1 protein-coding gene is annotated in these 229 nt (G+C 28.8%); it reads right to left on the bottom strand.

From position 1 onward, the window contains the following. Positions 1–105: 105 nt before the first annotated feature. Positions 106–219 carry a chorismate mutase gene (locus AOA59_RS33625; RefSeq protein WP_371919090.1) on the bottom strand — a complete coding sequence of 38 codons (114 nt, stop codon included), beginning with the start codon at positions 217–219 and terminating at the stop codon, positions 106–108. Positions 220–229 lie beyond the last annotated feature (10 nt).

Genomic DNA, 229 nt, shown 5'->3' with positions numbered 1-229 from the left:
CCTCAACTCAAACTAAACTAAACTCTGCTCTAATTTTTATTACACTCTAACTTTCCTCAACTATTCTCTAACTTTTCTTAATATTCAAAAGCTATTGGTATTATCCTAACTTGATTTCGACTTATTTGTCAAGGTTAAATCTGGTCGAAGTTGTTTTGCGCTATTTAAATAAATATGATTTATTTCCTTTTGAGACTTTGTCGTATTTAATGTAACCATTACTCTTATG

The sequence above is a fragment of the Pseudomonas sp. 2822-15 genome, from assembly GCF_002742515.1.
Taxonomy (GTDB): domain Bacteria; phylum Pseudomonadota; class Gammaproteobacteria; order Pseudomonadales; family Pseudomonadaceae; genus Aquipseudomonas; species Aquipseudomonas salomonii.
This window is presented reverse-complemented; position numbering and strand designations above follow the sequence as displayed.

What these genes read in the sequence shown, in the direction of transcription:
- AOA59_RS33625 (WP_371919090.1), bottom strand. Translation starts at nt 219, where the DNA reads ATGGTTACATTAAATACGACAAAGTCTCAAAAGGAAATAAATCATATT.